The organism is Bradyrhizobium sp. Arg816 (genome assembly GCF_029989365.1).
GTDB lineage: Bacteria > Pseudomonadota > Alphaproteobacteria > Rhizobiales > Xanthobacteraceae > Bradyrhizobium.
This window is the reverse complement of record NZ_JAPRAQ010000010.1, coordinates 256,911-269,093: the sequence shown is the minus strand read 5'-3', so window position 1 is coordinate 269,093 and position 12,183 is coordinate 256,911. Positions and strand designations below refer to the sequence as shown.

General features: G+C 63.9%; 9 protein-coding genes. 6 read left to right on the top strand and 3 right to left on the bottom strand.

What is annotated here, in order from left to right; translation table 11 throughout:
* Positions 1-132 precede the first annotated feature (132 nt).
* The gene (locus tag OWC48_RS25260; protein WP_282522380.1) at positions 133-2,106 is read left to right on the top strand and encodes a hypothetical protein; all 1,974 of its coding nucleotides are present in this window, start codon (positions 133-135) and stop codon (positions 2,104-2,106) included.
* A gap of 110 nt (positions 2,107-2,216) precedes the next feature.
* On the opposite strand, the gene aspS is transcribed toward OWC48_RS25260, so the two are convergent.
* The gene (gene aspS / locus OWC48_RS25255) at positions 2,217-3,989 is read right to left on the bottom strand and encodes an aspartate--tRNA ligase (RefSeq protein WP_282522379.1); all 1,773 of its coding nucleotides are present in this window, start codon (positions 3,987-3,989) and stop codon (positions 2,217-2,219) included.
* A gap of 196 nt (positions 3,990-4,185) precedes the next feature.
* Here aspS and OWC48_RS25250 point away from each other — a divergent pair, with 196 nt between their 5' ends.
* Entirely contained in the window at positions 4,186-5,664 is a 1,479-nt protein-coding gene (locus OWC48_RS25250; RefSeq protein ID WP_282522378.1) for a YdiU family protein, read from the top strand.
* A gap of 194 nt (positions 5,665-5,858) precedes the next feature.
* Here OWC48_RS25250 and OWC48_RS25245 read toward each other — a convergent pair whose 3' ends face one another.
* Positions 5,859-6,851 carry a class I SAM-dependent methyltransferase gene (locus OWC48_RS25245; protein ID WP_282522377.1) on the bottom strand — a complete coding sequence of 331 codons (993 nt, stop codon included), beginning with the start codon at positions 6,849-6,851 and terminating at the stop codon, positions 5,859-5,861.
* 33 nt (positions 6,852-6,884) lie between these two features.
* The gene (locus OWC48_RS25240; protein WP_282522376.1) at positions 6,885-7,895 is read right to left on the bottom strand and encodes a M23 family metallopeptidase; all 1,011 of its coding nucleotides are present in this window, start codon (positions 7,893-7,895) and stop codon (positions 6,885-6,887) included.
* A gap of 260 nt (positions 7,896-8,155) precedes the next feature.
* On the opposite strand from OWC48_RS25240, the gene OWC48_RS25235 reads away from it, so the two are divergent.
* From OWC48_RS25235 to OWC48_RS25220, 4 genes are read left to right on the top strand one after another with little or no spacing between them, the layout of a single operon-like run.
* Positions 8,156-9,007 (top strand): phosphodiesterase, encoded by an 852-nt coding sequence (locus tag OWC48_RS25235; RefSeq protein ID WP_282522375.1) that lies wholly within the window; start codon positions 8,156-8,158, stop codon positions 9,005-9,007.
* A 1-nt stretch (position 9,008) separates the two neighbouring features.
* Complete coding sequence (locus OWC48_RS25230; RefSeq protein ID WP_282522374.1) at positions 9,009-9,959, top strand: carbohydrate ABC transporter permease; 951 nt, start codon at positions 9,009-9,011, stop codon at positions 9,957-9,959.
* Positions 9,956-10,825 carry a carbohydrate ABC transporter permease gene (locus tag OWC48_RS25225; protein WP_282522373.1) on the top strand — a complete coding sequence of 290 codons (870 nt, stop codon included), beginning with the start codon at positions 9,956-9,958 and terminating at the stop codon, positions 10,823-10,825. The genes OWC48_RS25230 and OWC48_RS25225 overlap by 4 nt, the downstream gene beginning before the upstream one ends.
* Positions 10,826-10,836: 11 nt before the next feature.
* Positions 10,837-12,168, top strand: coding sequence for an ABC transporter substrate-binding protein (locus tag OWC48_RS25220; RefSeq protein ID WP_282522372.1), 1,332 nt, complete (start codon positions 10,837-10,839; stop codon positions 12,166-12,168).
* Positions 12,169-12,183: the final 15 nt, after the last annotated feature.

Sequence of the window (12,183 nt, the reverse complement as noted above, 5' to 3'; positions counted from 1 at the left end):
GCAACATCCGATTGCGGCCCCATCAACAGGGCGCATGGTCAAATATCTGATAGCGCTAGCTTTCCCTGGACCGCGCGGCATTTCCCGAATATGGCAGGTTGCGCAGTGCAAAACGAGCAACTGGAGCTGGGAATGAAGCGAGTCCTGATCGGCCTGATCGTGGCAGCCATGCTTGCCGCGGGCGGATGGTTCGGCTTCAACCTCTACGCCCAGCACCGCGCCATTGCCGAAGTCGAGGCGGCGTTCGAGCGGATGCGCGCCGATGGCGGCAAGGCGAGCCACGGCAAGGTCGTATTCGACCTGATGAGCAGGACGCTGACCATCGAGGACATCGCGGTCACGCCCGGCAGCCAACCGCAAGCGCAGGTCAGGATCGCCGGCATCAAGGGGACCGGCGTTCGCCAGATCGACGACAGCAGGTTTACGGCCGACAGCATCGACATCACCGGCATTGACGTCGCGTTGGACCAGGTCGGTCAGGCCAAGGTGAAGGCGTCCTACAAGATCCCGCAACTGAGGATGCGCGACTATGCCGGCCCCCTTCACACCGGGACGGCGCCGGCGAACGGCTCCCTGATCGAACTCTACCGCTACGTGCTCGGTCAATACGCGAGCGTCACGGCAACCTCGCTCACGGCGCCGACGCTGACGATGAGCTTCGATTCCGGCAGCGGTCCCGGCGGCAGCGGCGAGATCACCTATTCCGGCTTGGCGATCCAGAATCTGAAACGCGGCAAGATCGACGCGATGAAGGCGGACCGCGCCGCCATCTCGGTCGATGTGAAGCAGCCAGGCAAGCCGGACAAGCTGACCGGCGAGCTGTCGAACGTCATCGTCAACGATTTCGATGCGACCGCGATCATCGCCGCGCTCGATCCAAAGACCAGCAGTGACGAGACCTATCATCGCGTCTACCGGCAAGTCTCGGCCGGCCCCTATGCGCTCAAATCTGCCCAGGGGATGCGTGTCGATATCGACGGCTTCGTGATGGAGGACATCGACGTGCAGCCGTCGAAATTCCGGCTGGCCGAGCTGTTTGACGCGCTGCCGCAGGATCAATCGGCTGTTCCGACGCCGGCACAGTCGCGCGAGATGCTGGAGAAGATCGCCGGAGTCTATGAGGGTCTTCGCATCGGCAGGGCCGAGGTCAGCAAGATTGCGATCGGCACACAGCAAGGGACCGGCAAGGTCAGCGCGATCCGATACCGCGCGGGCGAGTTCGCGATCGAGGGCGTCGATACGCCGGCCCCGCAGGGGCAGTTCAAGATGGAGCGCTTCGCGCTGAAGTCGTTCAGCGCGGCGAACCTGATGCGCTGGGCCGCGGGCCTCAGCAATCCCGGGCGGGCGCCCTCGCCCGATCAGATGCTGGGCCTGTTCCGGGTGCTCGAAGGTGCCGAGATCAAGGGCGTGGTCTCTCCCTTCAAGAACACGCGGCAGCTCGTCACCATCGATACGATCAGCCTGAATTGGGGCCAGCTGGTCGGATCGATCCCGAGCAAGGCCAATCTGGTCGTGAAGATGGTCACGCCGACCGATCCCTCCAATCCGGCGCAGCGGCCGCTGATCATGGCGGGCGTGGACAAGCTCGCGATCGACCTCGATCTCGGCGCCGCCTGGACGGAGTCCTCGGGCGCCTTCGCGCTTGCACCAGCCACGATCGATCTCGGCAACCTCGCCAAGGCACAGGCCCGCTTCGCGCTCGCCAATGTGCCGCGCGGCCTGTTCACCACGACCGACCCGATGGAGGCTATGAGTGAGATGGCGCAGGTCGAGACCGGCACGCTCGAACTCTCCCTGCGTGACAGCGGCGTCGTCGATCTCGTCGTGGCGCAGTTCTCGCGCATGCAGAATGTCAGCCGCGACGCCGCCCGCAGGGCCATCGCCGAGATGATCCGGGCGCAGGGCGAGAAGGTCACCGCCGCCAATCTCGATGCCAGAGCAGCGGTCGATGCACTCGCCGGCTTCGTCGAGACCTCAGGTCAAACGCTCACCATCAAGCTCACACCGCTCGGCAAGGTGCCGGTGCTTCAGCTCATGGACGCGCTGAACAGCGAGCCGATCGTCGCGCTGGCGCAGTTCAGGATCGAGGCGTCGACGGGGCTTTGAGGGGCGATCCCTGCCCACCACCTCACAGCACGCGTTAAAGCCAGACGGTGGGCACGGCGCTACGCGCCTTTGCCCACCTAGCGGGATTGCGTTGCTTCCAAGGCACGGGCCTATTTCTGCGGCAGGTTCACCCGCACATGCAGCTCGCGGAGCTGCTTGGTGCTGGGTTCGGACGGTGCACCCATCAGCAGATCCATGGCCTGCTGATTCATCGGGAACAGCGAGATCTCGCGCAGATTGTTGGTGCCGCACAGAAGCATCACGATGCGGTCGACGCCCGCGGCCATGCCGCCATGCGGCGGCGCGCCGTACTGGAAGGCGCGGTACATGCCGCCGAAGCGGTCGACCACTTCCTGCTCGCCGTAACCTGCGATCTCGAACGCCTTCACCATCGCTTCCGGCACGTGGTTGCGGATGCCGCCGGAGGCGATCTCGTAGCCGTTGCAGGTGATGTCGTACTGGAACGCCTTGATGGTCAGCGGGTCCTGGCCCTTCAGCGCGTCGAGACCGCCCTGCGGCATCGAGAACGGGTTGTGCGAGAAGTCGACCTTCTTGTCGTCCTCGTTGTACTCGTACATCGGGAAGTCGACGATCCAGGCGAGCTCGAACCGCTCCTTGTCGGTGAGGTTCAGCTCCTCGCCGACCTTGTTGCGGGCGAGACCTGAGAATTTCCAGAACTTGTCGGGGTCGCCGGCCACGAAGAAGGCGGCATCGCCTTCCTTGGTACCGATCTGCGCGCGGATCGCAGCGGTGCGCTCCGGCCCGATGTTGTTTGCGAGCGGACCCGCACCTTCGCCGCCCTCGCGCCACATGATGTAGCCGAGACCGGGTTGGCCTTCGCCCTGCGCCCACGAATTCATGCGGTCGCAGAAGGCGCGGCTGCCGCCGCCCGGCGCCGGGATCGCCCAGACCTGGCTCTTGGGGTCTTCGAGCATGCGTGCGAAGACCTTGAAGCCCGAGCCGCGGAAATGCTCGGAGACATCCTGCATCTCGATGGGGTTGCGCAAATCGGGCTTGTCGCTGCCGTATTTGCGCAGCGCTTCGGCGAACGGGATGCGGCGCCAGTTCTTGTTCACCGGCTTGCCCTTGGCGAACTCCTCGAACACGCCGGTGATGACCGGCTCCATCGCCGCGAACACGTCCTCTTGCGTGACAAAGCTCATCTCGACGTCGAGCTGGTAGAACTCGCCCGGCAGACGGTCGGCGCGCGGGTCCTCGTCGCGGAAGCAGGGCGCGATCTGGAAGTAGCGGTCGAAGCCCGACATCATCAGCAGCTGCTTGTATTGCTGTGGCGCCTGCGGCAGCGCGTAGAACTTGCCGGGATGGATGCGCGAGGGCACCAGGAAGTCGCGCGCGCCTTCCGGCGAGGACGCGGTCAGGATCGGGGTGTTGAACTCGAAGAAGCCCTGCCCCTCCATGCGCCGACGCATCGACTTGATGATCTCGACGCGCGTCATGATGTTCTGGTGCAGTTTTTCGCGACGCAGGTCGAGGAAGCGATACTTCAGGCGGATGTCTTCAGGATATTCCTGGTCGCCGAACACCGGCAGCGGCAGGTCGCCGGCCGGTCCCAGCACCTCGATCTCGCTGACATAGATCTCGATCTTGCCGGTCGGCAGATCGTCATTGTCGGTCCCCTCGGGGCGGCGGCGGACCTTGCCGTCCATCTTGACCACGAATTCCGAGCGGAGCTTTTCGGCCAGCGCGAACGCCGGCGAGTCCGGATCGACCACGCACTGGGTCAGGCCGTAATGGTCGCGCAGGTCGATGAACAGCACGCCGCCGTGGTCGCGAACGCGATGGACCCAGCCCGAGAGGCGGATCGTCTCGCCGATGTTGCTCTCGCGGAGATCGCCGCATTTATGTGACCGGTAGCGATGCATGGTCGTCCCAAATTCGATGTCGGAGGAAGCGAATCGGACGGCCTGAAACGACCGGTCCGAAGTTGCGGCAGGGTTTACCCGACGAGACCGGGGGCGGCAACCAAGGGAACGGCCTGTTTTGGGCCAGAAGCGCCCATTTTTGGCCAATCTGGGCCCGAGCCTTTGCCATCAGACGTTCGAGGCCTATCTTGAGGCCATGACAGTTCATTTCCCCTTCCAAAACTCCTATTCGGCACTGCCGGACAGCTTCTTTGCCCGGGTCGCGCCGACCCCTGTGGCCGCCCCCCGGCTGATCAAGCTGAACCGGCCCTTGGCGGTCCAGCTCGGGCTCGATCCTGATATGCTGGAGACCCCTGAGGGTGCCGAAATCCTGGCCGGCAAGACGGTTCCACCAGGCGCCGATCCCATCGCCATGGCCTATGCCGGCCACCAGTTCGGGCAATTCGTGCCCCAGCTCGGCGACGGCCGCGCGATCCTGCTCGGCGAGGTCATCGACAGGGACGGCGTCCGCCGCGACATCCAGCTCAAGGGCTCGGGCCCGACCCCGTTCTCCCGCCGCGGCGACGGCCGCGCCGCGCTCGGACCGGTGCTGCGCGAATACATCGTCAGCGAAGCCATGTTCGCGCTGGGCATCCCGACCACGCGCTCGCTCGCCGCGGTCGTCACCGGTGAGCACGTCATCCGCGAGACCGCGCTGCCCGGCGCCGTGCTGACGCGCGTCGCCGCGAGCCACATCCGCGTCGGCACCTTCCAGTTCTTCGCCGTCCGCCGCGACACCGGCGCGATCCGCCGGCTCGCCGACCACGTCATCGCCCGCCACTATCCAGATCTGCTCCATGCAGAGCGCCCCTATCACGCGCTGCTCGCCGGCGTCGTCGCGCGCCAGGCAGATCTCGTCGCGCGCTGGCTGCTGGTCGGCTTCATCCACGGCGTGATGAACACCGACAACAGCTCGATCTCCGGCGAGACCATCGATTACGGGCCCTGCGCCTTCATGGACGCCTACAACCCCGCGCAGGTCTTCTCGTCGATCGACGAGATGGGTCGCTACGCCTATGCCAACCAGCCGCGCATCGCGCTGTGGAATCTGACCCGGCTCGCCGAATGCCTGCTGCCGCTGTTCTCCGACGACCAGGAGAAGGCAGTCGCCGAAGCCCAGGACATTCTCGGCGCCTTCGCCGAGACGTTCAGCACGGCCTATCAGGCGGGCCTGCGCAAGAAGGTCGGCCTGCTCACGGCGCGTGACGGCGACGAGACGCTGATCCAGGACCTGTTAGATGCCATGGCCAAGAACCAGGCCGACTTCACCCTCACCTTCCGCAAGCTCGGTGACGCCGCGGCCAACGAGGCCGGTATCTCCGACGTCCGCGCACAGTTCATGGATCCCTCAGCCTTCGACGACTGGGCCAAACGCTGGCGCGAGCGCACGGCGCTGGAGCCGCAGACCGCCGCCGAGCGGCAAGCCGCGATGCATGCCGTCAACCCGATCTTCATCCCGCGCAACCACCGCGTCGAGGCCGTGATCCAGGCCGCGGTCAATAACGACGACTACGCGCCGTTCGAGGAATTGGTGAAGGTGCTGGCCAAGCCGTTCGAGGAGCAGCCGGACTACGCGGCCTACGCCGATCCGCCGCTGCCGGACCAGCGGGTGTTGCAGACGTTCTGCGGGACGTGAACCTGATCCGGAGTGCGGCGCCGTGACGCAAGTCAGCATAGCGATGCCGTGTCCTGGCTATGCTGTTGATGACGTCCTCACCACCCCGAACACCAACATTGGCAACACCCGCTCCGGATTCACGTGGAACGTTGCAACGATCAATCCTCGGGCGGATCGAACGTCAGCAGCGACATCCTTCTTCAAAAGGAACTTCAATTCCTGATCGCAAACACGTTGTGACCGAAGATCGACAGGCCAAGCGTTTCGGAAAATGCGCGCGGGAAGAAGCGATAATCCTTTAGGCTGAGTGGGAAGAACCGGAAGCGTTGCGGTTGCGGCAGGTTGGCTGCTGTGAAAATGAAATCGATATCCCGCGCCGAGAAGTAATTGATGTGATCGGGCGGGATCCACAGATGCCGTTTTCGAAACTGCGGGAAGACCGCCCGCACGTCATGCACATTTGGGGTGATGACGATCATGAGGCCGCCGGGCCGCAATGACCTCGCCGCCACTTCAATCATCTGTCGCGGCTCGGCGACGTGCTCGATGACGTTGTCAATCACGATCGCATCGGCCATATCGCCGCCGCGGAAAATTTCTTGAACTATCGGTACGCCGGCACGGATACCAAAGTCGGAAAGCCCGCGTGCCGGCTCGTAGCCCTGATAGACGACGGGATCGTCGCGCAACAGGTAACCGACCTCGCCACGCCCGCAGCCGATCTCGAGTACCCGTTGACCGGACTTGAGGTGCGCGAGGATGAGCCGCCTGATCTGGTGATGTCGTGGCCGGAACGCCCAGTCGATCTTCTCGATCTCGACGTGGTTGGCTGTGTCCGCCGGCGGATCGGCAACGAAGACATGCCCGCAGCCGCCGCACTGGACGATAGAGAAGTCATCACCCTTGCGGCTGATCGTCAGTTTTGGATGAAATTCAGTGTTGCCGCAAAGGGCACAGCAATCTCTAGGCGAGCGTTCCATTTTCTTGGCTCCAGGGGCAGCTCTATACCCCCTGCAACCCATCCGCGTAAAGACCCGATGCTGCACTGCAACTGGCCAGAGCGAGAGCAGCACGAGGGAGCCAAACACGACGCCGAACTGGAGCGGCGGGACGATCGCAATCACCGCGGCATGAATAACAATCAGCGGGACCAGGAAGCGAAACACATGGTCGAAGCGGCCGACGCGTCCCCTGAATGACAACAAGAAACGTAAGATTTCTACGACAGCCGCCTCGCCCTACTTCGTCGCCTTGCGCACCCCGCCGAACGACGCCGCGTCGAACTTTTGCGGATCGACGGGATCGTAGCGTGACCACTCCATGTCGGGCACGTTGGCGTAGCGCTCGGTCCAGGCCTTGTCCGTCGTCGTTGTGCCAGGCGCGACGGGGCGGATCTCGAAATGCAGCACCTTGTTCGGGCCGATCTCGCCGATTGCGTCCTTTGCCTTGACGCTTGCGCCCACCGCAAGCGCCTCTCCCTTCGGCCCGACAATGCGACCGAGCTGAACGTAGCGCGTGTAGACGACGCCGCCGTTGGGATAGGTGTGCTTGAGCACGACGTAGCGGCCGCAACCGCCGATCACGGGCAGGTCGGCCGGCGCCTGCTCGCTGGCCTCGATTTTGACGACAACGCCGTCCGCCATCGCCGCCACCGGGCCGCCTGCCTTGTCCATGGTGAAGTCGACGCCGGGATGCTCGTCCTGGGTCCAGCATCCACAGGAGGTCATCGTCTTGTCTGCAGGCTTGTCGGCGCGCGGAAAGCTGCGCGGGGTCAGGAATTCATTGACCAGCAGTCCCGGCCCCTCCGGCGACGTGAAGGCATGGATCGTATAGAGCGACAGCTTATCCCCGACCGCCACCTCGTTCGGGAGAAAACCGTACACCACATCCTGGATGAAGACCTTGAGCTCGCGCCCCTTGGCGGAGCGGACCATGATGCAGTTGGTCGCCTGCAAGCCGTCGGCGTCGGTCTTGGGCATGCCGCTCATGATCAGCGATCGTTTGAGCGCACCGCTTGTGCACGGCTCCCCGTGGGAGGCCAGCGTGACGTCGAGCTTCAGCGGCGACATCGGGTAGACGTCGAGGCCGCTGGCCGGTCGCCGCCGTGCCAGGAATTCGTCGAGATCGGTCTCCTTGTAGCGGGCGAAATTGAATTCGGCGCGGGCCGCTTCGGGGATCGCACAGAGAACGACTGGCAGCAGAAAGGCAGCAAGCAAACCCAGCTTGTGGAGAACACGCGGCGGCAACATTCGGAGGTCTCGTGATGCAAATTCGGTGAGCGGCATGAGCAAACCATGACCGCATCTTCGCGGCAAGGTAGATCGTATCTTGCACCTCAATCGTGAGAGGTCATTCGGCTCCAGGGTACGCTCGCCCGGTCGTCCCAAGCATGTCCACACCTTCCACGCGCCGCGGGAACCGCTGTCATCAAACTGAAACACTCGCGTTCTAACGGCCTGTCAGGGACGTCCTGCCGGAGGCGCCCATCCTCCAACAGTTCTGACGCGCCATGCCCTTCAAGTTCATCCACATCACCGACACGCATCTCGCGAACCCCGGACTGAAGCTCTATGGCCTCGATCCGCGCGCCCGGCTGGATGCGGCGGTTGCCGACATCAACAAGCACCAGTCCGATGCCGCCTTCGCCGTCGTGACCGGCGACCTCACCCATTGGGGCGAACCTGAATCCTACGCCAATTTCGCCGAGGCGATGGCCGCGCTAAAGATCCCTTACATCGCCATGGTCGGCAATCACGACAAGCGCGTGGCCTGCCTCGACGGCCTGAAGGCCGCCCCGCGCGATCCGAACGGCTTCGTCCAGGGCACGCGCACCACCGAGCACGGCCTGTTCGTGTTCCTGGACACGCTGGACGAGACCAGCCACGCCGGCGAGATGTGCGCCAAGCGCCTCGGCTGGCTCGCGAGCACGCTGGCGGCCGCGCCCGCCGACATGCCGTTCGTCGTCTTCATGCATCATCCGCCCTTCCCGGTCGGCGTCCACGCGATGGACGAGATCGCACTGGCCCAGAGCGGCGAATTCGCCGAAGTGATCGCGCCCTACCGTGCACGCATCCGTCACCTCTTCTTCGGCCACGTGCATCGGCCGATCTTCGGCAGCTACGGCAAGATCCCGTTCTCGACGCTCCGCGGCACCAACCACCAGGTCTGGTTCGAGCTTGACGCTTCCGCCACCGACCATCTCGCCAGCCATGAGCCGCCCGCCTATGGCGTGGTGCTGATCGACGGCGAGAACCTGGTCGTGCACAGCCACGACTTCCTCGACACCAGTCTGCGCTTTCCATTCGCCGCACCGACGGGAATGAACGACCGCGACTATGCGCTCAATTTCCCGGCGCGATGAGATGGGCCTCGCTGAACCCGCGGCTCTCCCGGTCGCGACTTCGGCGGCACCGCGTTTGCACGTCCTGAAGCGGTTTCTTGGCCGCTTCAAAGCCTCGCTGCCCGCCTATCTGCTGCTGTTGCCCTCGCTGGTCTTCCTCGCGCTGTTCACTTATGGCGCGATGGGCCGCGTGCTCATCGACGCGCTCTACCAGCGCGCCACCCCGAAGGCACCGGTCCGCTTCGTCGGCCTCGACAATATAGCCGCGGTGCTTGCCGATCCCGCCTTCACCGGCGCGGTCGTCAACAATCTCGTCTACGCCATCGGCACGGCGATCCCGAGCATTGGACTTGCACTGCTGTTCGCGCTGGCGCTGTCGCGCACCAATGCGGTGAGCAGCGCGCTGCGCGCCGCATTGTTCCTGCCGGTGCTGATCCCAATGGTCGCGGCCTCCGCGCTATTCCTGTTCATCTTCCTGCCCAATGTCGGCCTGCTCGACTACTACATCGGACGCCTGCTTCCGGTGGTGCCGAACTGGCTCGGCGACCCCGACATCGCGCTCACTGCGATCATGGTGATCACCATCTGGAAGAACGCCGGCTACTACATGCTTTTCTTCCTCGCCGGCCTCCAGGCCGTGCCCGAGGATGTCATGGAAGCCGCGCATCTCGACGGTGCCGGCCCGTTCATGCGGCTGCGCTACATCATCCTGCCGGAGCTCAAGCCCACCTTCCTGTTCGTCATCGTCATCGCCACGCTCAACGCGGTCACGCAGGTCGACCACGTCTTCGTCATGACCAAGGGCGGGCCGTCCAATTCGACCAATCTCGTGCTGTTCTACATCTACCAGCAGGCGGTTGAGCATTACGACATCGGCAAGGCCTCGGCGGCGACGCTGCTGACGCTTGCGGCGCTGATGGGCCTCACCGCGCTCTCCTTCCGGACGATGGCCAATCGTGAGGGCGGAGCATGACGTTGATCGACTGGCTGCTTAGGGACGCCCCGCTCGCCACGCGCCGTGAGATCACGCCAAAGCTCGGCTTTCTGCTGACCGTGCTGCTCGCGATCGTCTGGCTGATCCCGTTCCTGTGGATGGGCGTGGCGACGCTGCGCCCGGCGTCCGACGGCATCAACACGATGGCCGAGCTGATGCCGAGCCTCAAGCCCACGCTCGACAATATCAGGGATGCCTGGGAGATCGGCGATTTTCCGCGTTACACCCTCAACACCACGATCATCTGCACCGGCATCCTGCTGGTGCAGTTCGTCACGATCACGCTGGCCGGCTTTGCCTTTGCGCGGCTCGAATTCGCCGGCAAGACGCTGATCTTCTATTTGTTCCTGATGCAGCTGATGCTGGTGCCGGTGCTGCTGATCGTGCCGAATTTGAGCCTGGTGGCGCAACTCGGGCTCTACGACACGCTCACCGGCGTGATGATGCCGTTCTTCGCCTCGGCCTTCGGCACCTTCCTGATGCGGCAGGCTTTTGAAGCCATTCCGACCGAGCTGGAAGACGCCGCCCTGATCGACGGCGCCAGCCTTCTCCAGCGCATCCGCCACATCTACGTGCCGCTGTCGATGCCGAGCTTCTCGGCCTTCGCCATTATCTCCGTCACCAGCCACTGGAACGACTTCCTGTGGCCGCTGATGGTGATCAATTCGCCGGACAAGCGGCCGCTCACGGTCGGCCTGTCCGTCTTCACCGCGACCGCCGAAGGCACGCAGGCCTGGGGCACGATTGCCGCCGGCACGCTGATGGTGATCGCGCCGCTACTCATCACCTTCCTGATCTTCCAGAAACGCTTCATCAGCTCTTTCGTCACCTCAGGCATCAAATAGGAGATTTTTCGATGCTGTTTACCCGCAGGCTCATGCTTGGCCTTGCCATGGCAGGCTCTATGGCCGGCGCCCTCGCCGTCCCGGCGATGGCCGAAGGTCCGACCGAGATCGACCTGTTCTTCCCCGTCCCCGTCGACGGCAAGCTCGCACGCGACATGGGCACCTTGATCAAGGAGTTCAACGAGACTCATCCCGCCATCAAGGCGACTGCGGTCTACACCGGCTCCTATGACGACACGCTGATCAAGACGCGCGCCTCGATCAAGGCCGGCAAGCCGCCGGCTGCCGTGATCATGTCCGCGAACTTCCTGCTCGACATGCAGATCGAGAACGAGCTCACCAATCTCGACGGCCTGATCGCCGCCGACGGCACCACCAAGGACCAGTTCCTCGGCCAGTTCTTCCCCGCGTTGCAAGGCAACGCGGTGATCAACCGCTCGGTCTACGGCGTGCCCTTCCACAATTCGACGCCGCTGCTCTACATCAACGCCGACAAGGCCAAGGAAGCCGGCCTTGACCCGAACAAGCCGCCGCAGACCTGGGCCGAACTCACCGACTGGGCCAAGAAGCTCACCAAGCGCGAAGGCGACAAGGTCACCCAATGGGGCATCGCGATCCCCTGCGCCTATGACTATTGCGGCTGGATGATAGAAACGCTCACCATGACCAATGGCGGGCGCTACTACAATGAGGAGTTCGGCGGCGAGGTCTATTACGACACGCCCTCGATGCTGGGCGCGCTGACCTGGTGGAACGACCTCGTCTACAAGCACAAGGTTCATGCGCCCGGCGCCACGCCCGGCCCGGCCGTCAGCACCTCCTTCATCTCCGGCAATGCCGCTATGATGATGCTGTCCACGGGCTCGCTGACCTATGTGCGCGACAACGCCAAGTTCAACTACAAGGTCGCGTTCATCCCGCGCAACGTCCGCAACGCCGTGCCGATCGGCGGCGCCTCCCTGATCGTTCCGGCCGGCGTCGAGGCCGACAAGCAGAAGGCCGCCTGGACGCTCATCAAGTGGATGACCTCGCCCGAGAAGAGCGCATGGTGGAGCCGCGCCACCGGCTATTTCGCGCCCAACATGGCCGCCTACAAGACGCCTGACATGGTCGAATTCCTGAACAAGAACCCGGACGCCAAGACCGCCGTCGAGCAGCTCGACGTCGCAAAACCCTGGTTCGCGACCTACAAGACCGTCCCGGTCCGCAAGACGCTCGAGGACGAGGTCATGCTGGTTCTCAACGGCAAGAAGCAGCCGAAGGAGGCCTTGGTCGCTGCCCAGAAGGCCGCCGACGAGACGCTGAAGCCGTACAATGCAGAGACCTCGCTGAAGCTGCCGTAAGGCCGACGATCAACC